Source organism: Rhodopila sp., assembly GCF_965277825.1.
Taxonomy (GTDB): Bacteria; Pseudomonadota; Alphaproteobacteria; order Acetobacterales; family Acetobacteraceae; genus Rhodopila.
Window position 1 is genome coordinate 4,869,059 of sequence record NZ_OZ255846.1, and the last position, 20,825, is coordinate 4,889,883.

General features: G+C 65.6%; 23 protein-coding genes and 1 tRNA gene. 9 read left to right on the plus strand and 15 right to left on the minus strand.

Annotation, left to right across the window (positions count from 1 at the left end):
- Nucleotides 1-61: 61 nt before the first annotated feature.
- Nucleotides 62-631: a histidine phosphatase family protein gene (locus ACQY4T_RS23410; RefSeq protein ID WP_428535577.1), complete on the minus strand. Its 570-nt coding sequence runs from the start codon at nucleotides 629-631 to the stop codon at nucleotides 62-64.
- Between the two features lie 154 nt (nucleotides 632-785).
- Here ACQY4T_RS23410 and ACQY4T_RS23415 point away from each other — a divergent pair, with 154 nt between their 5' ends.
- Both ACQY4T_RS23415 and ACQY4T_RS23420 read left to right on the plus strand, forming a co-directional pair.
- Complete coding sequence (locus ACQY4T_RS23415) at nucleotides 786-1,838, plus strand: LLM class flavin-dependent oxidoreductase (RefSeq protein WP_428535579.1); 1,053 nt, start codon at nucleotides 786-788, stop codon at nucleotides 1,836-1,838.
- Between the two features lie 120 nt (nucleotides 1,839-1,958).
- A complete protein-coding gene (locus ACQY4T_RS23420; RefSeq protein WP_428535581.1) occupies nucleotides 1,959-2,777 on the plus strand; it encodes a hypothetical protein in 819 nt (272 codons plus the stop codon).
- Nucleotides 2,778-2,863: 86 nt separating this feature from the next.
- Here ACQY4T_RS23420 and ACQY4T_RS23425 read toward each other — a convergent pair whose 3' ends face one another.
- From ACQY4T_RS23425 to ACQY4T_RS23475, 11 genes are all read right to left on the minus strand, one after another.
- Complete coding sequence (locus ACQY4T_RS23425) at nucleotides 2,864-3,355, minus strand: flavodoxin family protein (protein ID WP_428535583.1); 492 nt, start codon at nucleotides 3,353-3,355, stop codon at nucleotides 2,864-2,866.
- Nucleotides 3,356-3,469: 114 nt separating this feature from the next.
- A complete protein-coding gene (locus tag ACQY4T_RS23430) occupies nucleotides 3,470-4,621 on the minus strand; it encodes an HD domain-containing phosphohydrolase (RefSeq protein ID WP_428535585.1) in 1,152 nt (383 codons plus the stop codon).
- Nucleotides 4,622-4,953: 332 nt separating this feature from the next.
- Nucleotides 4,954-5,030, minus strand: a tRNA-Arg gene (locus ACQY4T_RS23435).
- Nucleotides 5,031-5,112: 82 nt separating this feature from the next.
- On the minus strand, nucleotides 5,113-6,225 hold the full coding sequence (gene leuB, locus ACQY4T_RS23440) for a 3-isopropylmalate dehydrogenase (protein WP_428535587.1): 1,113 nt from the start codon (nucleotides 6,223-6,225) through the stop codon (nucleotides 5,113-5,115).
- 104 nt (nucleotides 6,226-6,329) lie between these two features.
- A complete protein-coding gene (gene leuD / locus ACQY4T_RS23445) occupies nucleotides 6,330-6,953 on the minus strand; it encodes a 3-isopropylmalate dehydratase small subunit (protein WP_428535589.1) in 624 nt (207 codons plus the stop codon).
- 17 nt (nucleotides 6,954-6,970) lie between these two features.
- Complete coding sequence (gene leuC, locus ACQY4T_RS23450) at nucleotides 6,971-8,389, minus strand: 3-isopropylmalate dehydratase large subunit (protein ID WP_428535591.1); 1,419 nt, start codon at nucleotides 8,387-8,389, stop codon at nucleotides 6,971-6,973.
- Nucleotides 8,390-8,464: 75 nt separating this feature from the next.
- Entirely contained in the window at nucleotides 8,465-9,673 is a 1,209-nt protein-coding gene (locus ACQY4T_RS23455) for a TIGR03862 family flavoprotein (RefSeq protein WP_428543046.1), read from the minus strand.
- Between the two features lie 83 nt (nucleotides 9,674-9,756).
- Nucleotides 9,757-10,215, minus strand: a complete 459-nt coding sequence (locus ACQY4T_RS23460; RefSeq protein WP_428535593.1) for a winged helix-turn-helix transcriptional regulator — start codon at nucleotides 10,213-10,215, stop codon at nucleotides 9,757-9,759.
- 110 nt (nucleotides 10,216-10,325) lie between these two features.
- The gene (locus tag ACQY4T_RS23465; protein WP_428535595.1) at nucleotides 10,326-10,871 is read right to left on the minus strand and encodes a sugar O-acetyltransferase; all 546 of its coding nucleotides are present in this window, start codon (nucleotides 10,869-10,871) and stop codon (nucleotides 10,326-10,328) included.
- Between the two features lie 99 nt (nucleotides 10,872-10,970).
- Nucleotides 10,971-11,804: an alpha/beta hydrolase gene (locus tag ACQY4T_RS23470; RefSeq protein ID WP_428535597.1), complete on the minus strand. Its 834-nt coding sequence runs from the start codon at nucleotides 11,802-11,804 to the stop codon at nucleotides 10,971-10,973.
- Nucleotides 11,801-12,685, minus strand: a complete 885-nt coding sequence (locus ACQY4T_RS23475; protein WP_428535599.1) for a polysaccharide deacetylase family protein — start codon at nucleotides 12,683-12,685, stop codon at nucleotides 11,801-11,803. Before ACQY4T_RS23475 ends, ACQY4T_RS23470 begins: the two co-directional genes overlap by 4 nt.
- Nucleotides 12,686-12,926: 241 nt before the next feature.
- Here ACQY4T_RS23475 and ACQY4T_RS23480 point away from each other — a divergent pair, with 241 nt between their 5' ends.
- Nucleotides 12,927-13,430, plus strand: a complete 504-nt coding sequence (locus ACQY4T_RS23480; protein ID WP_428535601.1) for a VOC family protein — start codon at nucleotides 12,927-12,929, stop codon at nucleotides 13,428-13,430.
- Between the two features lie 60 nt (nucleotides 13,431-13,490).
- Here the strand turns inward: ACQY4T_RS23480 and ltnD are convergent, their stop codons facing one another.
- From ltnD to pip, 3 genes are all read right to left on the minus strand, one after another.
- Nucleotides 13,491-14,384, minus strand: coding sequence for an L-threonate dehydrogenase (ltnD, locus tag ACQY4T_RS23485; RefSeq protein ID WP_428535603.1), 894 nt, complete (start codon nucleotides 14,382-14,384; stop codon nucleotides 13,491-13,493).
- An 86-nt stretch (nucleotides 14,385-14,470) separates the two neighbouring features.
- Nucleotides 14,471-15,679 (minus strand): acyl-CoA dehydrogenase family protein, encoded by a 1,209-nt coding sequence (locus tag ACQY4T_RS23490; RefSeq protein WP_428535605.1) that lies wholly within the window; start codon nucleotides 15,677-15,679, stop codon nucleotides 14,471-14,473.
- A gap of 140 nt (nucleotides 15,680-15,819) precedes the next feature.
- A complete protein-coding gene (pip, locus tag ACQY4T_RS23495; RefSeq protein WP_428535607.1) occupies nucleotides 15,820-16,770 on the minus strand; it encodes a prolyl aminopeptidase in 951 nt (316 codons plus the stop codon).
- Nucleotides 16,771-17,069: 299 nt separating this feature from the next.
- On the opposite strand from pip, the gene ACQY4T_RS23500 reads away from it, so the two are divergent.
- The 6 genes from ACQY4T_RS23500 to ACQY4T_RS23525 all read left to right on the plus strand — a co-directional run bounded on the left by ACQY4T_RS23500 (nucleotide 17,070) and on the right by ACQY4T_RS23525 (nucleotide 20,815).
- Nucleotides 17,070-18,626, plus strand: a complete 1,557-nt coding sequence (locus tag ACQY4T_RS23500) for a 4-hydroxyphenylacetate 3-hydroxylase family protein (RefSeq protein WP_428535609.1) — start codon at nucleotides 17,070-17,072, stop codon at nucleotides 18,624-18,626.
- Nucleotides 18,627-18,696: 70 nt separating this feature from the next.
- A complete protein-coding gene (locus ACQY4T_RS23505) occupies nucleotides 18,697-19,071 on the plus strand; it encodes a nucleotidyltransferase family protein (RefSeq protein ID WP_428535611.1) in 375 nt (124 codons plus the stop codon).
- On the plus strand, nucleotides 19,068-19,301 hold the full coding sequence (locus ACQY4T_RS23510; protein WP_428535613.1) for a HEPN domain-containing protein: 234 nt from the start codon (nucleotides 19,068-19,070) through the stop codon (nucleotides 19,299-19,301). The genes ACQY4T_RS23505 and ACQY4T_RS23510 overlap by 4 nt, the downstream gene beginning before the upstream one ends.
- A 31-nt stretch (nucleotides 19,302-19,332) precedes the next feature.
- A complete protein-coding gene (locus tag ACQY4T_RS23515; protein ID WP_428535615.1) occupies nucleotides 19,333-19,473 on the plus strand; it encodes a hypothetical protein in 141 nt (46 codons plus the stop codon).
- An 89-nt stretch (nucleotides 19,474-19,562) separates the two neighbouring features.
- Nucleotides 19,563-19,919: a DUF423 domain-containing protein gene (locus ACQY4T_RS23520; protein ID WP_428535617.1), complete on the plus strand. Its 357-nt coding sequence runs from the start codon at nucleotides 19,563-19,565 to the stop codon at nucleotides 19,917-19,919.
- The gene (locus ACQY4T_RS23525; RefSeq protein WP_428535619.1) at nucleotides 19,916-20,815 is read left to right on the plus strand and encodes an SAM-dependent methyltransferase; all 900 of its coding nucleotides are present in this window, start codon (nucleotides 19,916-19,918) and stop codon (nucleotides 20,813-20,815) included. The genes ACQY4T_RS23520 and ACQY4T_RS23525 overlap by 4 nt, the downstream gene beginning before the upstream one ends.
- Nucleotides 20,816-20,825 lie beyond the last annotated feature (10 nt).

The window sequence follows — 20,825 nt, forward strand, 5'->3', positions numbered from 1 at the left end:
GTCCTGCGGCTTGGTTGATTCAGGTCATTCTATCACACCTTGGGCGCATCCCGCGCCGGCGCTATTTCGTCGATCGGTTGCCAGCCATGACCCGGCGATCGGGTCGATGCATCGAACGTGAAATAGTTTCCGCCCCTTCCCCTGGCTGGTCGTCCGCTCGGTTGATAGGGCACGTCTTGAGTTTGCACAGAAACAGCGTGCCGACGCCCCCGTGCGATACCAGAGCGATGTCCCGATCCTCGGCCGATTGTTTGGTTACCGCGCTGACCGCGGCGACGATCCGGGCCTGGGCATAGGCGGCTGTCTCCCAACCCCGGACACTTGGGTTCGGGGTGACGAAAAAAGCGTCGGCGGTCGCTGCGAATTCGGCTTTGGGCAGGTAGCCGGTGGATGCTCGGTCGTTCTCGCCCAGGTCGGGCAACTGGCGGGGCGGGATGCCGATCGCATCGCCAGTCATCCCGGCCGCCTCGATCGCCTTGCGTTCGTCGCTGCGCCCGATGTTCCGCATCCAGGGCTGACCCAGCAGATTATGCATCCGCGCTCGTCCATACAGTGACAGGTTCCACTGAGTAACCGGAACAGCGGGGTCGATCATGACCTCCGGATGGGTGATGAAATAGACCCAGGTCATTGCAAGTGCGCGATCAACATGTTGGTCCAGGTTCTGCCGTGCCATTTAGCCTAGAAACGCGGCAAACGTCCGGGCAAGCGGGCAACGCCGCTTCGCCTCTTGCAGGATGCATCGAACCAGCCGACGCTGGTTCCGAACAGGGAGATCACGAGCCATGGAATTCGGCATGTTTCACGAATTTCAGCGTCGCCCCGGGCAGTCCGAAACCGACGCCTTCACCGAGGCATTCCAGCAGGTCGATGAAGCCGAGGCCGCCGGGTTGGACGTCATGTGGCTCGCCGAACTGCACAATGCGCCGGAACGGTCCGTGCTGGCCGCCCCACTCAACATCGCCAGCGCCATCGCCATGCGCACCAAACGCATGCAGATCGGCATTGCGGTGCAGGTCTTGCCGTTGTGTCACCCGCTGCGCATCGCCGAAGAAGCCACCACGGTCGACCACATCAGCCACGGCAGGCTGATTTTCGGGATCGGCCGAAGCGGCTTTCCGCGCACCTATCAGGCCTATGGAATCTCCTACGCCGAAAGCCGCGAACGTTTTGCCGAGGTGCTGGAAATCCTGCGGCGCGCGTGGACGCAGGAGACGTTCTCGTTTCATGGTCAGTTCTATCATTTCGACGACATCTGCCTGGTGCCGAAGCCATACCGGGCGCCATATCCGGAACTGCGGATCGCGGTTAACAGCCCGGACACCTTTCAGCAGAGCGGTGAGGCCGGCATGCCGATCTTCGTCGCCACGCGGCTCGGCGACCTAGACGAGCTGGTGCCCAACCTGCTTGTCTATCGCGAGGCGTGGTCGGCCGCCGGCCATCCGGGCGACGGGAAAGTCTATCTCCGCGTTCCGGTCTATATCGCCCCGACCGAGCGCCAAGCGCGTGAAGAACCGCATGAAAGCATCATGTTCTTTTACAAATACCTCGGCGAAAGGATTGAAGCCTCGGCCACTCAGGAAGGCGCGCGAGCGATCGAAAACCGCGCCGAACGTGGTCAGCGGCTGATGACCATCGATTACGAGGAAGCGCTCAGAAGCAAGATCGTGGTCGGCACGCCGGCCATGGTCACCGATCGGCTGGCGACGTTGAAGCAGACACTTGGCCTGTCGGGCATCCTGGCGGAGATGAACTGCGGCATGAGGATCCCAAACGACCAGGTGGTAACTTCGCTGCGCCTGATGTGCAGCGAGGTGATGCCACATCTACGTGATTGAGCATCAAAACCTTGCCTCTCCCCGGTTTGTCAACTGTATTCAACAGCGTAATCGTTATCATCTCGTGCTAATACCGGTGCGCCTCCACACTGGTCCGCCTCCGGGGAGACCCCGCCGCCAATGTTGTCACTGCCTGCTCAGCCGGCGTCGGACATCCGCGCCCTCCGACACTGGAAGACCGCCCAGCCGGCGGACGCGGCCGGCTCGATCCGCGCCGGTGCCACCATCGCGGTCGGCTGGCTCAGCGATAGTCTGGCAGCGGCACTGGCTGGGTCGTTCGCGGCAAGCGGCCAACCAAGCGGGCTCACCTTGGTGTATGCGGCGCCTAAACGGGACGGCCGCACCCATGGCCTGAACATTCTGGCCCATGCCGGTCTGGTGCGCCGCGTGGTTGGTGGCCAATGGCATCCGGTGCCCGGTCTGCAGGCGTTGGCGGCGGCCAACCGGATCGAGGCCTATAGCCTGCCGGTCGGCGTCATCAACCGGCTATTTCGCGACATCGCCGCCGGCCTGCCCGGCCACCTCAGCCGCAGCGGTCTGGGCACCTTTACCGATCCGCGCAACGGCGGCGGGCGGCTCAATCCGCGCACGCGGGAACAACTGGTGCGCCTGGTCCGCCCCGCCGGCGACGAGGCGCTGCTGTATCAGGCCTTCCCGATCGACGTCGCGGTGATCGGCGTGGCGTTCATGGAAGGCACCGCCGCGATCGCGATGACCCGGGATTCCATGACCCTGGCGCGGGCGGCGCAAAAAAGCGGCGGCATCGTCATCGCCCAGATGGACCGGATTGGAACGCTGGACAAATTGCCACCCGGCCAAGTCGAAGTGCCGGACAAATTGGTCGATATCCTGATTGCGACCGACCCGCGCGAGCGCGGCTGGGAGACATTCTCCTGCGCCACGGTTCGACCGGTTGGTCAGCGGCGGCTGTCGCACTAAACCCGACGCCAAAGCAGCGATCGGGGCGCCGGCCTCATGGGCTGATCGGCCCACACCGCCGCTACGGATCACCCGCTGGGCGCGGGTCAGAAGATGCCGGCCGCCAGACCACCGGCCAGCGCGGCGCCCAGGTCTCGGCAGCGCTGCAGCTCGGCAGGGGGAATAGTCTTCGCCGCCAGGATGGTCTCAGCGGTCTGCGCGTTGATACGAACGATCAGAGTGTCCGCGACCTGGCGCAGGCGCCAGCCGGTGGCGATCCGAGCGATCTGGCGGCCGGCGTTCTCGCCGTCGCTGCCGGCGCAGATCAGTGCGGCGTAAGGCCGGCCATTGATGCGGTCGATGACCGGATAGTAGGTGCGATCGAAGAAGTCTTTCATCCGGCCGGCCATGGCGGCCAGATTCTCCGGCGTCGCAAAAATGAAGCCGTCAGCGGCCAGGACGTCGACTGGCTGTGCCTCGGTCGCAGTCAGCAGACGCACGTTGATCTCGGTTTCGTCCGCCGCGCTCGCCGCCGCTGCTTCAGCCATCTGCCGGGTTCCCCCGGTCAGCGAATGAAACACAACCAGCAGAGTCTTCATGCGACCATCCCGAACCGGCCGCACAAGGATAGGCTCAGGCGGCAGTACAGGTGAAGATCGCTGGTCGGCGGCCAATGGGGCGGTGCGTCTCGGCGCCGCTCGCCCTCGGTGCGTTCAGGCGGAACGCTCCATCTGTCGGTGGATGTCGCCCGAAGCGTCGAGCAGCATCTGACGAAACAGGCCGAGCAACTTTGCGTCGAGTTGCGAGTCCATTTCGTCGACCATGAACTTGAGCGCGGCCTCGGCCTCGATTGGCGGTTTGTAAACGCGTCGATCGGTCAGCGCGGTAAATACGTCGACGATGCAGGCGATGCGCGCCAGCCGGTTCAGTTTGCTGCCTGCAAGGCCTCGCGGATAGCCGGTTCCATCGACCTTTTCGTGATGTTGCGCGGCGATGGTGATGATGCCCTTGGGCAGATCCTGGCAATGCTCCAGGTAGGCGACCGAGGCGGTAACATGTCCCTCCATAACCGCGCGTTCGGCTTCGTTCAGCCGGCCCGGCTTGTTCAGCACCTGGTGCGGGATCGACATCTTGCCAATGTCGTGCAGCAGTCCGCCGCTGGCCAACAAGATCTGCTCTTCCTTCGGCAGACGCAGGTTGCAGCCGAACAGGGAGAGGTAGGTCGCCACCCGCATCGAATGCGCAAAGGAGTAGTTGTCGTGGTCCTTCACGCCGTCCAGCATCTCCTTGAAGTCGTCGTTGGCGACAGCTTCGACAAGCGGCTGGCAGGCGTCGCTGACGCCCTGGTACGGGATCGGTTTGCCTTCGCTGATGACATTCGAGATTCCGTTGAACAGCAACAAGGTGTCGGACAATGCCTGGCGCTGCAGCGGGCGCAGGGTTTTCCACTTGCGCTCCACGCCACGATTGAGCAGGCCCGATACGGCCGTGACCAGCGCACTGCGGGAGAATGGCTCTACCAGCAGACTGTCGGCGCCGCATTGCAGCGCACCATCGCGGGTCACCTTGTCGTCCTTGCCGGCCAGCACCACGATGGGGATGGATGCCAGGCCGGGATCTAGACGGAACCTGCGAACCAGATCGAACCCGCCGCCCGGCGGCAACTGCTCACTGACCAAAGCCAGCAGCGGCACATGCGTTCGGCAGCCGGCAACCGCCTGCGCGACATCGGGATACTCCGCGAATTGATAGAACGACGTCAGGCAACGGGCTAATATCGATCGCTGCCTCGCGTTGCCCGCGACGATGGCGATGTATGGTTTGCCCCGCCCGGGGTCGGGAACATCCACCGTATTCACCTGCACACTGTCCCCACTGGGACAGGGCCCCGCTTCGGCCCGCGTCGCCAGTCATCGCAAAGCCGCGCAAGGGCGGGGAAGCGATCCACCGAAGGCCGCCGGTTCGCCGCGACGTTGGGGTGCTGCTGTTGCACGGCTTTCCTGATCCCGAGCGGCATGAAGATCCACGTCTGGATCGCGAGGACGCAACTTGGGGCAAGGGCGCTAACAAATCGTTAACAGCGGCCAGACTGCACAGCGGCAGCGCCTTGGCCGATGATCCGAGGGCCGATCACGCCCGCTGGCGCCCCGATCAGCCGTATGTCATGGAAATCGCGCCACCTTTCCGCCACTTGGTGTGGCGCGCCCGGAAGGACTCGAACCTCCAACCCCCAGATTCGTAGTCTGGTGCTCTATCCAATTGAGCTACGGGCGCAAGCAGGCGGCGCGGTGTAGCCGAACCTCCGCATCCTATCAACCCCTGGAACACGGCCACGGCGTCGGCGGAAGCTTCCCCGCTAGGCGGCCAACTTATCCAGTTCGCGCAGGATCGACTCGCCCATCACCCCGGTGCCGACCCGAGCGCTGCCCGGAGCCATGATATCGGCGGTACGAAGACCATTCTTCAGCACGTTGACGCACGCCTTTTCGATCAGCCCGGCGTCTTCCTCCATGCCAAACGAATAGCGCAGCAACATGGCGAAGCTAAGCAACTGGCCCAGCGGGTTGGCAACGCCCTTGCCGGCGATGTCGGGGGCACTGCCGTGGATCGGCTCATACAGGGCATACCGCTTGCCGGACGGCTGCACGACGCCCAGCGTGGCGGACGGCAGCATACCGAGGCTTCCGGTCAGCATCGAGGCCAGGTCCGACAGCAGGTCACCGAACAGGTTGGAGGTGACGATCACGTCGAACTGGCGCGGGTTTCGCACCAACTGCATGGCGCAGTTGTCGGCATACATGTGCGTTAGTTCGACGTCGGCAAACTCCCGCTCGCGCAGCTCGGTCACCGTTTGGCGCCAGAACATGCCGGATTGCATGACATTAGCCTTCTCCACGCTGCACACCCGGCTGTGCCGCCTGCGGGCGAGCTCGAAACCGACGCGGCAGACCCGCTCGATTTCCCCGGTGGTGTAGCTTTCGGTGTCGAAGCCGCGTTTCTGTCCGTCGGGCAACGTCTCGATACCGCGCGGTTCGCCGAAATACACGCCCCCGGTGCTCTCGCGCACGATCATCAGATCCAGACCGCGCACCACGTCGGCCTTGAGAGTGGACGCCTCGACCAGCGGGTCCAGCACAATGGCCGGCCGCAGATTGGCGAACAGGTCCAGCTCCTTGCGCAGGCGCAGGATCGCCAGTTCGGGACGCAGATCGAACCCCAGCCGGTCCCATTTTGGGCCGCCAACCGATCCGAACAGAATAGCATCGGCGGCTTTGGCCTTCTCCATCGTCGCATCGGTGATCGGCGCGCCATAGGTATCGATGGCCGACCCGCCGACATGATCGTCGGATACGTCGAAGCTCACCATGCGGCGGCGACCCATCCAGTCGATGACCCGTCGGACTTCGCGCATGACCTCGGGGCCGATGCCGTCGCCGGGTAGAATGAGCAGTTTCTTGTTGGCGGTCATCCGGCGGTCCTTCGGTTGCAGCGGTTGCTCAAGCGGCGCACCGGAGCACAGCGCGCAATCGATGCCGCCCGGTCACACACCCCCAGCCGCGGCCAGAAGGCCACCTAGGCGGCCGTGGTCGAGGGCAACCAGGGCTGGCTCTGCCGCCGCCTGGTTTCGAAGTCGTCGATCCGCGCGCCGTGCTGCAAGGTCTGGCCAATATCGTCCAGGCCGTTCAGCAGCGAATGCTTGCGAAACGGGTCGATCTCGAAACCGATCTCCTCGCCGTTCGGGCGGATCACCACCTGGCGGGCAAGATCGATGCTCACCCGGGCATTGCCGCCCATCCTGGTATCGTCGATCAACTGGTCGCACACCGCGCGCGGCAGCCGGATCGGCAGGATGCCGTTCTTGAAGCTGTTGTTGTAGAAGATGTCTGCGAAATCGGGCGCGATGATGCAGCGGATGCCGAAATCCAGCAGCGCCCACGGCGCGTGCTCGCGCGACGATCCGCAGCCGAAGTTCTCATGCGCGATGATCACCTGGGCGTGGCGGAACGGCTCCTGGTTCAGCACGAACTCGGGCTTCTCCTTGCCGTCCTTGTCGAAACGCAGCGGGTCGAACAGATGCACCCCAAGCCCGGAGCGCTTGATGGTCTTCAGAAAGCGCGCCGGAATGATCTTGTCGGTATCGATGTTCTGCATCGGCATCGGCGCCGCGACGGCGCTGAGCGTGGTGAATGGTTCCATGACTGCGCTCCTGCCGCCTAGACCAATTGCCGCACGTCGGTCAGCCGCCCGGTGACCGCCGCCGCCGCCGCCATCGCCGGCGACAGCAGGTGGGTGCGCCCGCTGGGTCCCTGGCGACCCTCGAAGTTGCGGTTCGACGTGCTGGCGCACCGCTGACCCGGCGTCAGCTTGTCGGGGTTCATGCCCAGGCACATCGAGCAACAAGGGTCCCGCCACTCGAACCCGGCTTCCAGCAACACCCGGTCCAGGCCTTCCTGCTCGGCCTGTCGCTTCACCAGGCCGGAGCCGGGCACCACCAGCGCCTGCACCCCATCGGCCACCTTGCGGCCCTTGGCGATCGTCGCGGCGGCACGGATGTCCTCGATCCGCCCGTTGGTGCAGGACCCGATGAACACCACATCGATCGGCAGGTCCTGCATCGCCTGGCCCGGCGTCAGCGCCATGTATTCCAGCATCCGTCGCAACTGCGACCGCTTGCCCTCATCGGCTTCGTCGGACGGGTTGGGCACCACACCGGTCACCGGGACCACAGCACCAGGGGTGGTGCCCCAGGTGACCATCGGCGCGATCTCCGCCGTGGTCAGCTTCACCACGGTGTCGAAGTGCGCGCCGGGATCGCTGGGCAGCGTCTTCCAGTACGCGACCGCCTGGTCGAACGCCTCGCCCTTGGGCGCGAAATCGCGGTCCTTGACGTACTCGAACGTGGTCTGGTCCGGAGCGATCAGGCCGGCCCGCGCACCCGCCTCGATCGACATGTTGCTGACCGTGCAGCGCCCGGCCATGTCCAGCGCGCGAATCGCGTCACCGGTGTATTCGATGACATGGCCATTGCCGCCGGCGGTGGTGATCTTGCCGATGATCGCCAGCACGATGTCCTTGGCCGAACAACCGAAGCCCAGCGTGCCGGAGACGTCGATCCGCATGTTCTTGGCCGGGTTCTGCAGCAGCGTCTGCGTCGCCATCACATGCTCGACCTCGGACGTGCCGATGCCGAACGCCAGAGCGCCGAGCGCACCATGCGTCGAGGTATGGCTGTCGCCGCAGACGATCGTCGTGCCGGGCAGCGACAGCCCGAGTTCCGGTCCGATGATGTGCACGATGCCCTGGCGCACATCCAGGATCGGGATGTAGGGCACGTCAAATTCAGCGACGTTCTCCTCCAACGTCTGCACCTGGATCCGGCTGTCGGCTTCCTTGATGTCGGTCGGAATGCGCGACCCGACGGTCGGGATATTGTGGTCGGCGACCGCGATGGTCAGGTCCGGCCGACGCAGCTTGCGGCCGGCCTGGCGCAGACCCTCGAAGGCCTGGGGACTGGTGACCTCGTGCAAGAGATGCCGATCGATATAAAGGATGCAGGTCCCGTCAGGGAGTTTCTCGACGACGTGGCTGTCCCAGATCTTGTCGAACAGGGTGCGAGGCCGGCTGGCGGACATATTTACTCCCGATTGTCGCGCGTTTCAGAGGGAAGATTTGGACGAACGCCTGGTTTTGTGCAACCCGTCCGAGCTTCAGCCCTGGCGGTGCAGCCATGCAAGCGCGCCGTCGGCAGCCGCCACCGCGGTGCTGCAGCAGGCCTGCAGCAGGTAACCACCGGTGGGCGCTTCCCAATCCAGCATCTCGCCGGCGGCGAACACGCCGGGGCGCTGGCGCAGCATCAGCGATTCGTCCAGAGCGTCCGCCCGCAGCCCGCCAGCGCAGGAGATCGCCCGCTCGATCGCAAACGGCGCCAGCAACCGGATCGGCAGCGCCTTGATCAGCACGGCAAGGCTTTGATCCGTCGCGCCATGGTGCAGCGCCTCTTGCACCAGTCCGATGGCTTCCGGGGCCAGCCCGGCCTGCTTGCGCAGCGTGTTGGCCAGAGACTGGCCACGGCGCGGACCTTGGAGGCGCCCACCCAGCTCGGTCAGGGTCAAATCGGGCCGCAAATCGAGTTCGATCGTCGCGCGACCTTGCGCCAGGATCGCATCGCGCAACCGCGCCGACAGCGCATAGATGACGCCGCCTTCCAGTCCGCTTGCGGCGATCATTGCCTCGCCGCGGACGGTATCGGAGCCAAAGCGCAGTGCCAGCCGCTTCAGCGGCCGACCGGCGAAACGGCTGCGGAAATGCTGCGTCCAGTCCACCTGGAAGCCGCAATTGGTCGGTCTGAAAGCGGTCACCGAGTCCGCAAGATACGCCACCCAGCCAGCGTCGGACCCCAGGCGCGGCCAGGAGGCCCCGCCGGTCGCCAGGACGGTGACGATTGGGGTGACGCGGATCTCGCCGTTCGCGGTGCGAAAGCGCAGGCTGCCGTTGGGGTCCCAGCCGGCCCAGCGGTGGCGGGTGCGCATCTCCACGCCCTGGTCGCCGAGCCGTCGAAGCCAGGCCCGCAACAGCGGCGAGGCCTTCATCGCGCGCGGGAAAATCCGGGCACTGGACCCGGTAAAGGTCGGCTGGCCGAGGTCGTTGCACCACGCGATCAAGGCCTCGGGCGGATAGGCCGAGACGATCGGTTCAAGCCAGGGCCGGGCTGGCCCGTAGCGCGCGATCAAGCGCGGCAGCGGTTCGGCATGGGTCAGGTTGAGGCCGCCCTGGCCGGCCATCAGCAACTTGCGGCCGACCGCTGGCATCTGGTCATACACGGTGACCCGGACCGCTGCCCGCGACAGCACCTCGGCCGCCATCAGGCCGGCCGGACCGCCGCCAATGACGGCTGCCGTCGGGATCCAAGCGTTCAGGCCGGCGGACCCGACATCACGCGGGGATGGCGCGGGCGGCCGAGGTCGGTTTTGGGTCGGCCCGGGTGATCACCACCGGCGGATCACGCGGCGGCGTCTTGTGTCATCGTGGTGACGACCTGGTAACCCGGACCATCGACCCGGCGGCCGGTGGACGGATCGACCAGCAGCGGGTCCACCGGCTGCCCGGTTTCGGTGTTGACGATCCGCACGGTCCGGTCGTCGGGGGGAAAATGCTTGTTACCGAACGCCAGCATGGCCAGCAGCACCGGGCGGAAATCCTTGCCGCGCGGCGTCAGCAGGTATTCGTCGCGCGGCGGCCGGTCGTTGTAACGCCGGCGCGCGAGCAGACCGGCCTCGACCAGGGCATTCAGCCGCCGGGTCAGCATGTTCGGCGCGATGCCGAGGTTTTCGCTGAACTCGTCGAAGCGGGTGATGCCGCGAAACGCATCGCGCAGGATAAGGATGCTCCACCACTCGCCGACATGTTCCAGGCCGCGGGCGATCGGGCACGGCATGGTGCTGAAACTCTTGCGCTGCATGGTGTCCGCACCCGCTGTGAAACTACGATGTTGATAGTTGGTCGGTAACGAGAACCACGTCAATGCCAAATCGGCCCTGCTCCGCCGCCGGGCCTTGGATAACGTTCGTGTCAGCGGCGCGGGCGTGCCGGATTGCCCAACACTGTGACCCCGGCCGGGACATCGCGGGTGACCACACCGCCGGCGCCGATCACTGCGTCATCACCGACCGATACGCCCGGCAGGATGATTGCCCCGCCGCCGATCCAGACGTTGCGCCCGATCCGGATCGGGCGGCCGAATTCGAGCCCGGAGGCACGCCCCGCCGCATCGCGCGGATGGTCGGCGGTCAGGATCTGCACCCCTGGCCCGATCTGCGTCCGATCGCCGATCACCACTGGCACAACATCGAGGATCACGCAGTTGAAATTCACGAACACGCCGGCGCCGAGGCTGATGTTGAAGCCATAATCACAATGAAACGGCGAGCGGACCACGGCGTCCCTGCCGACCACGGCAAACCGTTCCACCAGCAGTCGGTGCCGCTCCGCCGCGTCGAGCGCGGCGTTGTAGCGCGCCATCCATTGCTGTGCCGCGGCCAGGTCCGCCTGGAGGTCCGGCGCGGTGGCGTCATAAAGCTCCCCGGCGAGCATTTTGTCTTTCTCGGAACGCGCCATGTCGTCTTCTTCCCCAGCTCCCCGCCTGGATCACCCCCCGCCTGGATCACCCCGCCTGGATCAAACGATGATCGCGCCGGGGACAATCCGCCGCCCGGGCTAAGTCTCCGTCAGCAGTAACGGCAAATGCCGCGTCAGCAAGCCATCCGCATCGCGCAATTCGTGTACGATGGTAAAATGGTTGGCTCGGGGCACCGGGATCAATGCACCGGGGAGATGTGCCGCCGACCGCAGCGCATGCAAATCCCGGCTGCCCGACACCAGCGGCGGCAGTTCAGCGGTGCCATATGCCAACGCCAGCGGCTTGTTCACCGGTTGCAATCGCATCGGCGACAGCGTGGCGATCTCCTGCTCGGTCAGCCGCAGTTTTTCGTTCAGGTAGGTATCCCGCAGCGGTCCCAGCTCGAAGATGCCGGAGATCGCCAGGCCCGCCTTGACCAGCGGATGGCCCAGGCAGGCCGCCGTCAGATGACCGCCGGCCGACCAGCCGGACAGCACGATCGGGCCATTGATCCCGTGCGCCGGTCCGTGCGCCGCCAGCCAATCCAGCGCCGCGTTTATCTCGCCCACGATCTCTGTCAGTGACGCATCCGGCGCCAGCGTGTATCCTGGCAGCGCCGCCGCCCAGCCTCGGGCGTGCGGGCCGGCGATCAGGTTGGCGAACTGGTCCTTGCTGTTGCGCTGCCAGTAGCCGCCGTGGATGAACACGATGCACGGCGCGTCCGGATCGGCCAGCGGAAACAGGTCCCATGTGTTGCGTTCCCGCGGGCCGTAGCGCAGATCCAGGTGCAGCGAGTTGGTGGTGCGAAACACCGTCGAGGCCACCTCCCGAGCGGCGTTCAGCACTGGACTGTCGGTGACTGCGGCCGGGTTGTTGTAGGCCGCGTCTCGTTCGGCCTGGGTCAGCTCGCCCCATCTCGCCAGCGGGTTCACGCGGTGGCTCGCTGATACCAGTCCATGATCTGGCGGCCCTGCCAGAACAGCGCGCCTGGGCGGCTGGCGATGTGGGTCAAAGCGCGTTCGAACCAGCCGATGCGGTGCGGCACGCCGCTGATAAAGGGATGCACCGCCAGCCCCATCACCTTGGCCCCCTGGTCGCCGGCTTCCTCATACAGGCGCTCGAACTGGGCGACGGTGCGGTCGTAGAGTTCCTCGGCGCGATGATGCTGGATCATCATGATCGGGATGTCGTTCAGTTCGACGCTGTACGGCATGGTCAGCATCGGGCCGTGCGCGGTGCGCAGCGTGGCCGGCAGATCGTCCACCACCCAATCGGCGCAGTACTTGATCCCGGCCTCGGCCAGCAGATCCGGGGTATCCAGCGTCTGGGTCAGGCCGGGCGCGAGCCAGCCCACAGGGTCGTGGCCGCCGGCCTGTCGCAGCGTGGCGATGGCGTCGCGGATCATCGCCCGCTGGTCGGCCACCAGGTGGGTGGCGATCTGGTGGTAGCCGTGCACCATGAACTCCCACCCCGCATCGCGGCAGGCTTGGGTGACCCGTGGGTAGGCGGACGGCACCGCGCCGTTGATCGCCAGCGTGGGCGCGATGCCGTGCAGGTCGAGCGCTGCCTTCAGCCGCCAGAACCCGACCCGCATGCCGTACTCGTGCCATGCCCAGTTCGGCAGGTCGGGGATTACCGAGGCACCCTGTGGCGCGCTGAGCACCTGGCGCGGCATGGCGCGGTCAATGTCCCAGCGCTCTATGTTGACCACCAGGAACACGGCGACGCGTTTGCCGCTGGGCAGCGCCAGCTTCGGGCGGTCGATGGCGGCCTGGTAATCCAGGCGTTGATGGGGTTTTTGCGGGTCGGTCATGGCGGGGATGATGACCGGTCCGTGAGGCCGGTTCAAGGCGGCGCGTGGCCGCTGTCAATTCGCTTAGGCCGGCGCCATGGACTCTGATCGTTGGCTTGGTCTGCCTTGACTTACTTTGTCTTTGACCACTAAATCTAAACAACTTACCCGCGCGACGACACTGCTTCCGCGACTCAGGTTCGACAGGCCATCGGCAGCCGAACAGCCGGCGACGCGTGAAATCCAAAACAAGGAGGCAACAATGCTCAAGAAACTTCATCACGTCGCCTATCGCTGCAAGGACGCAACCCAGACAGTCGATTTCTATACCAACGTGCTCGGGCTGAAATTCTCCCACGCCATCGCCCAGGATCGCGTTCCCTCCACCCAGGCATGGAATCCGCATCTGCACGTGTTCTTCGAGATGGAGGACGCATCGAGCATCGCATTCTTTGAATTGCCGGAACTACCCGCCATGCAGCCCGATCCCAACACACCCAACTGGGTGCAACATCTCGCGCTGGAGGTGAAGGATATCGCGACCATGCAGGAAGGCGTCCGACGCCTGCGCGACCGCGGCGTGGAAGTGATCGGCCCAATCGACCATCACTTCTGCCAGTCGGTTTACTTCTTCTATCCGAGTGGACACCGCCTGGAAATGACCGTGCGGACCGAGACCAAGGATGACGCGGATCGTTTCGCCAAGCAGGCCCAAGTGACGCTGGCCGACTGGCAGGCGCGCAAGGCAGCCGCCGCGGCCGGATAACGCCGCGACCAGGCCGGTTACTCGACGACCTGCGGCGCTGGCCTGGTCATCAATCAACCCCTACTTCTTCCCCGGCAACTCGATCCCGGCCAACTGCTGCCACACCCGGATGACGAACGAATCATCCTTCAACCCCTGCCCGTTCGCCGCCGCCGCCAGGAACAACTGATGTGCCGCCGCCGCCATCGGCAGCGGGAACGTCAGCGCCCTGGCCTGATCCAACACAATACCCAAATCCTTGACGAAGATGTTCACCGCTGACGACGGCGTGTCGTCCCCCGCAAGGATATGTGGCACCCGGTTCTGCCACATCCAGGAACTGCCGGCGGATTCCGAGATCACCTTGAACAACGTCTCCGGGTCGGCTCCTGCTCGAATACCCAGGGCCAGCGCCTCGGCCGCGGTGGCGATGTGCACCCCGGCCAGCAACTGGTTGACCATCTTGACCGTGCTGCCGACACCGATCGCCTCGCCCAGCCGCCACACCTTGGTCGACATCGCCTCCAGCACCGGGCCGGCCTTGGCGAACGCGGCACCCGACCCCGACCCCATCACCGTCATGGTCCCCGCCCTGGCCCCGGCCGACCCGCCGGAGACCGGGCTGTCCAGCATCAGGAAGCCGGCGTCCTCGATCCGCTTGCCCAGCGCCATCGCCGCCTCGGGCGCCACCGTGGCGCAACACAGGATCACGCCCCCGCGCGGCAGCCGCGCCAGGCAGCCCTTCTCGCCGAACAGCACCTGCTCGGTTTGCGCCGCGTTGATGACAAACACCACCACCGCTTCCACATCGGCCGGCAAGGCGTCGGCCGAGACCACCACCTTGCCGCCCTCGGCGGCAAACGCCGCGCGGGCCTCCTCGCGCGGTTCGCACCCGGTGACATCATGTCCCTTGCGCAGCAAGTTCAGCGCGGCGCCCATGCCCATATTGCCCAGCCCAATGACGCCTACTTTCATGATTGTCGGTTCCCGCGCATCGAATATGAAGAATTGCCAGGCATCACCCACAGCGGTCGCGGGGCGGCGTCGGGCGCCGCATCCGCTCAGACGTGACGAACCGCCGGATCCAGCCCGAGAAAATACTGGCCGCAGGTTTCGATGTGGCCGGTCCGCGCCTGCACCTGCTGGGCCGAGGCGTGGATATCGCGCATTTTCCGCTCGAACGTGTTGCTGGTGAAGATCGCCGTCGCGCCGGCCTCGTGGTAGGCGAACTCGGCCACCTCCTTGGCGCGCCGGATCGTGGTGGTGGTCGCCAGCCGCATCATCACCCGGTTTTCCAAATCCAGCGCCCCGGTGCGCCGAATGCAGTCCTCGCCGTCGCGGATCGTCTCCAGCACGAAGGCCCGAGCCGAACGCAGCTTGGCCTCGTTTTCGGCGACCAGGTGGTGCATCACCGGGCTGTCGCGCAGGGTGCGCGAGGCGTGCGACGGTTTCTTGGTCCGCGCCAGGCTTCGCAACTCGTCCAGCATGCCGCGGGCGATGCCGATGGAGACCGCCGCGAAGCCGCAAGCATAGGCGCTGGTGGTGGTGAATCGGAAAAACGGCTGATCGATCCGGCGTTCCGCGTCGATGTCGCGCCGCACGCTGTAGGCTTCCGGCACGAACACGTCGTCCAGAGTGTAGCTGTCGCTGCCGGTGCCGCGCAGCCCGACCACGTCCCAGTTGCTGATCCAGTTCAACTGATCCTGCCGCAGCAGCATGGTGCGCTCGATCGGATTGCCGCCGGGGTCGCGCAGCAGCGACCCGTCCGGCAGTTCGACGTGGCAGTGCGCGCCCATCCAGCTTGCGTGGTGGCCACCGCTGCCAAAACCCCACTTGCCGGTTACCCTGTAGCCACCCGGCACGACCTTGGCGCGGGCTTCCATCTGGAAGCCCCAGGCCAGCACGCCGCGCGGATCGTCGCCCCAGATTTTGCGCGCCACCGCGGGTTCGACATAGGCCGCCGCCATCGAACAACCGCTGGCCTGACCGACGCACCAGGCAGTGGAGGCATCCGCCGCGGCCAGGATCTCCATCACCTTGACGAAGCCCTCCAGCCCGAGACCATGGCCGTTCAAAGACCGCGGCAGCAGCGTGCGGTAAAGCCCGTGCGCATGCAGCGCGTCCACCACCACATCGGTCAGCCGGCGCAACGCCTCGATCCCGGGTCCCTCGGCGCGCGGCAAAGGCGCGATGTCACGCGCCTGAACAACCGGATCCGGCGGCAAGTTGAAGGCCTCCGCGCTGGTGTTCAGGTCGACCGCAACATCCATCATCGTTCTCCGTAACCGTTTGCCCCCGACGGCAATCGTCGCTCCGCCGACGCATCACCCTGGTCAGGGCGGCTGTCAATCATCCGCCTCGCTGGCCCACAACAGCATACCAGGAATCCGCTGCCAACGCGCCGGCCGGGTTACCGCCCGCCACGAAAGCGCTCGACCGCGGCCACCAGGGCGCGGCGTATCCCGGGTTCCAGCGCCGAGTGCCCGGCATCCGGCACGATGGTCATTCGCGCATTCCGCCAGGCGCCGGCAAGATCGAAGGCGGTGACCGCCGGGCAGATCATGTCGTAGCGGCCCTGCACGATCTCGGCCGGAATATGGCTGATCCGGCCCATGTGTCCCAGCAGCCCCTCGGGCGGCAGGAACAAACCGTTCGCGAAGTAGAACGCCTCGATCCGGGCCAGCCCCAGCGCCGTGCGATCCTGTGAGAATCCGCTGACCGTCTCGGGGCTAGGCAGCAAGGTGCTGCAAGTGCCTTCGTAGATCGACCAGGCGCGGGCTGCCGGCAGGTGGACCTGGGCGTCGGGGTCGGTCAACCGGCGCAGGTAGGCCGCCAGCAGATTGGGTCGTTCAGCATCGGGCAGGAACCCGGCGAAAGCGGCATGGGCCTCGGGAAACACCGAACGCATGCCGTGCAGGAACCAGGCAACCTCCTCGGGCCGCCCCAGGAATACGCCGCGCAGCACGGCGGCCGAGACCCGCTGTGGGTGAGCCTGGGCGTACGCCAGCGCCAGCGTCGAGCCCCAGGACCCGCCGAACAGCAGGAAGCGATCCACCGCCAAGTGGCGGCGCAGGATTTCGATGTCGGCGACCAGGTCGGGTGTGGTGTTGTGATCCAATCCGCCCAGCGGCCGCGAACGACCGGCGCCGCGCTGGTCGAAGATGACGATGCGCCAATAGTGCGGGTCGAAGAAGCGGCGATGCACTGCGCCGGCCCCGGCGCCCGGGCCGCCGTGCAGGAACAGCACCGGGCGCCCGTTCGGGTTGCCCGCCTGCTCCCAATACATCACGTGACCGCCGGACAGCGGCAGGTAGCCGCTCTCGTACGGGCCGATATCGGGGAACAGGTCGCCGCGTGGCATGACCACACGATGCTATAGGCACCTGGGCCTGCAGGAAACACGAGATTTGCCGACCGCGCCGGTGTCGTTCGGATCGCCGGCCCCGCTCACCCCGCGCGGTCAGCGACGGTGCCGATCCCGCCCTTGGGGGCGCCCCCATCGGCTTCCTTGATCTCTGCTTTGTCATCTCGGGGTCCGCCCCAGCGGTTGGTTGCGAAGCCCACCGCATCTGCCCGATAGTGCCCGCCAAGCCATAACGGAGGATCGCACCATGTCGCCCGGGACGACGCAAACGGACGCGGCGCGCACCCAGGACAGAGATGGCCGATACACCGATGACGGGCGCCGAGTATCTCGCCTCCCTGGACGATGGGCGCGAGGTCTACGTTTACGGCGAGCGGGTCGCCAAGGTCACCGAACATCCGGCGTTCCGCAACACCGCGCGGATGATCGCCCGTCTGTATGACGCGATGCACGACGACGCACGCCGGCCGCGGCTGATGGTGCCGACCGACACCGGCAACGGCGGCCTGACGCACGCCTTCTTCAAAGCGCCAGAAACCGCCCAGGACCTGATTGCCGGGCGCGACGCCATCGCCGAGTGGGCTCGGATCACCTACGGCTGGGTCGGCCGATCGCCGGACTACAAGGCGGCGTTCCTCGCCACGCTGGGTGCCAACGCGGAGTTTTACCACCCGTATCAGGACAACGCCCGACGCTGGTACAAATTCAGCCAGGAGCGGGTGCCGTTCATCAACCACGCCATCATCCATCCCCCGGTCGACCGCGACCGCGCGCCCGACCAGGCGAGCCCGGATCAGGCCGCCAGCGTATGCTGCCACGTGGTGCGGGAAACCGATGCCGGCATCGTGGTGTCGGGTGCCAAGGTGGTCGCCACCGGATCGGTGCTGACCAACTATACCTTCGTCGCCCATCACGGACTGATCCCGCTGCAGGACAAATCCTATGCCGCGGTGTTCATTGTCCCGACCAACGCACCCGGCATCAAGTTCATCTGCCGAGCATCGTACGAGATGACCGCGACCGTCATGGGAAGCCCGTTCGACTATCCGCTGTCCAGCCGGATGGACGAGAACGACGCCATCTTCATCATGGACGAGGTCCTGGTGCCGTGGGAGAACGTGTTCGTTTACGGCGACGTCGAAAAAGCCAACAACTTCTTTCCCCGCACCGGGTTCCTGCCGCGCTTCGGCGTGCATGGCTGCACCCGATTGGCGGTGAAACTTGATTTCATCTCCGGCCTGCTTTTGAAGGCGGTCGAGGCGTCGGGCACCAAGGACTATCGCGGCGTCCAGGCCAACGTCGGCGAAGTGATCGCCTGGCGCAATCTGTTTTGGGGCCTGTCGGACGCCATGGTGCACGATCCGAAACCCTGGGTTGGCGACTACGTGCAGCCCAACATGGACCGGGTCAACGCCTATATGGTTGTCGCCACGATCGCCTATACAAAAATCAAATATGTAATCGAACAGACCGTGGCATCCGGGCTAATATACCTGAACAGCCACGCGCGCGATTTCCAAAGTCCGGAGATCCGACCTTATCTCGACAAGTACCTGCGCGGGTCGAACGGCTACAGCGCGGAGCAGCGGGTGAAATTGATGAAGCTGCTATGGGACAGCATCGCCTCCGAATTCGGCGGCCGCCACGAACTGTATGAGATCAATTACGCCGGCTCGACCGAGGAAATCCGCCGCTATGCCCTGTTCGGGGCGGAGGCGTCGGGCAATGCGGCGGCGTTCAAGGGCCTGGCCGAACAATGCATGGCGGAATACGACCTGAACGGCTGGACGCTGCCGGACCTGAGCGACCCGGGCGAGCTGAGCTTCCATGCGACCAAGGGGCTGCAGGGCTAGTGGGACATGATTCCGCCCTCCAAGGAATTGACCTCGGCGACACGCCTCGAATGGCATGCTAAAAAGTCGCATGATCCACTCAACATACAAGTGGGCGATGAAGACGTCGGACAATATCCTGCCCGCCAACGCGGCTTCGCGTCTCGCCGACTATAAGCGCGCTGTGATGCACGCGCTACCCGGCGTGGAGAAGCTGATCCTGTTCGGTTCCCGAGCTCGCGGCGAAGCGCTCCCAGACAGTGACTATGACGTCGCCGTCCTGGTCCATGATCTTTGGGATAGCCCCCATATCAGGCGGGTCCTGTCCGACCTGGCCTACGACGACATCCTAAGTGGCTTCGTGATTCGGCCGATCCCGCTGCCGGCCGACTATCTGACGCCGCCAGCGCGACGGACCACGGAATTGGCGGATGACATCATCCGCGACGGCGTCGAACTGACGTGATCGCCGACCCTGACAGAGCAGCGGTTTCATGGCAAAAGGCTGAGGCCCATCTGGGGGAGGCGATCGCGCAGGATGTGGACACCTCGCCCATGGCGGTAATCCACTCCAGCTACTATGCGATGTTTCATGCGGCCCGCGCGGTCCTCTTCGAGGCGACCGGAAGCGCGGCGAAGCGGCATGACGCGGTGATTCAAACAATTCGGTCTCCTGGCGCGGACCCTCGACGATAGATTTCGGGCGGCCGGTAAAGCACTCAACGGGTTGAAGGATGAGCGCACCGCCGTCGACTACGACGAGACGATCGTGCCGTCTCCGGAACAGGCGCGCGAGGCCTTGCACGTGGCGGTCGGGTTCGTGGCTATCTGCGGTCAGCATTTCGGGTTCCGGCCGTCGTTGCCATGACCCTTCGGCACCCGCGGCGATCTTTTTGCCATTGCCCCGCCGTGTAGAGGTCGCCGTGTCGCCACCCCCAAAGCGAGCTTGAGCCAAACTTGCAACGTCTCTGCATCATCATAGGCTCGCTTGCCGGCTTCGGCGCGGTGGCGATGGCAGCCTTCGCGGCGCACGGCATCGGCGATCCCGCCGCCCTGCGCATCGTCGAAAGCGGCGTGCGCATGCAAGGCTGGCACGCGCTCGCGCTACTTGGGGTCGCGCTTTGGCTGCCTCGGGGCGGCCGCCTGGCGCAAGCCGCCGGCGCCGCCTTCACCGCCGGCATCGTGCTGTTCTGCGGCGCGGTCTACTCTCTAGCGCTGGCCGGAATCTCTTGGGGTGTTCTGGCACCAACCGGCGGCATCCTGCTGATGCTCGGCTGGCTGCTGCTGGCAGCCTCCGCCTGGCGCGCCCGATGATCGCCGCCGCCTACCTGGCGGCCGAGGGTTTTGAAACCATCCTGGCCGAGGAACTGAGCCGGCGCGGCGTCGCTATCAGCCTTTGGCACGGCCGACTGGCGCTGTCGCCGGATCCGCCGGTGCAGGCTGCGTGGGCGCTCGACACCTGGGCCGAACCACGAGAGATCGAAGCGCCAACCGTGAAGTCCGCCGCCGATGCGCTGCGGGCGATGCAGCGCAACTGGGCGGCATACGGCGCCGGCCATCACCGCCGCATGGCGCTGATCGGCGAACGGCTGCCGCCGGTGAAAGCGCCGCCGCTGACCTTCCCCTGCGCCGCCCCCAGCTCGCATCTGGGCGGATGGACGCTGCTGGCGCCCGACCGGCTGCTGGCCAGCCCGGTCAAGTCCAGCCCGTTCGTCAACGGCGAATGCCAGTTCGTCCAGGATCATACCCGGCCGCCAAGCCGAGCATACTTGAAGCTGTGGGAGGCATTGGTGCGGTTCGGTCGCTGGCCGCTGGCGGGCGAGCGATGCATCGACCTCGGCGCCGCGCCGGGCGGATGGACCTGGGTCCTGGCGGCGCTAGGGGCCAACGTCACCGCGGTGGACAAGGCACAACTGGATCCAAGGGTGGCGGCGATGCCCGGCATTAGGCAGCATCTGAACAGCGCCTTCGCCGTGACGCCCGAACCGGTGGACTGGCTGTTCAGCGACGTGATCGCCTATCCGGATCGGCTGCTCGTCCTGGTGCAACGCTGGATCGCCGCGGCCGCCCGCCATGTCGTCTGCACAATCAAGTTCCAGGGGCCCACCGACCACGACGCGGCCGACGCCTTCGCCGCCATTCCGGGTGGGCGGATCGTGCACCTGTTCCACAACAGGCACGAACTGACCTTCCTATGGCAAGCTTGCTGACCCGTCGTCG